This is a genomic window from Flavobacterium nitrogenifigens (genome assembly GCF_003254565.1).
Lineage (GTDB): Bacteria > Bacteroidota > Bacteroidia > Flavobacteriales > Flavobacteriaceae > Flavobacterium > Flavobacterium nitrogenifigens.
The window spans coordinates 1-481 of the sequence record NZ_QJRI01000092.1 but is presented as its reverse complement, the minus strand read 5'-3'; the positions used below and the strand labels follow the sequence as shown (position 1 = coordinate 481).

Annotated in this window: 1 protein-coding gene; it reads right to left on the bottom strand. The window is 39.9% G+C overall.

Going from position 1 to position 481, the window contains the following annotated elements:
• On the bottom strand, nt 1-481 hold a 481-nt coding region (locus DM397_RS00400), incomplete at both ends, for an AMP-binding protein (protein WP_162615427.1).

Below are 481 nucleotides of genomic sequence, written 5' to 3'. Positions count from 1 at the left end.
GCGAATCTTAACCTGATGGTCTTTTCTGCCCATAAACTCAAGGTTGCCGTCAGAAAGCCAGCGGCCTAAATCACCCGTGTCATACATTCTTTCTCCTTTGATAAAAGGATTAGATATAAATTTCTCCTGGGTCAGTTCTGCCCTATTCAGATAACCTCTCCCCACGCCTGCTCCTGATACATACAGTTTGCCTGTAACTCCTATTGGTAAAGGATTTAAACAATCATCTAATACATAAATCTGGGTGTTCGAAATGGGTTGCCCAACAGGTAAAATTGTTCTATCGCTACCAGTCTCTGTAACTCTATAACTTGAAACACAAACGGAACATTCTGTAGGGCCATAGTCATTGTAATACTCTATTCCTGATTGTACAATTTCTAAAGCTTTGCTTACATTAGGCAATTCCCCTCCCGTAGTAATGCATCTTAATCCCGAAAGATCCTCTTTAGATAATAATGCTAAATAACTCGGAGAAAGA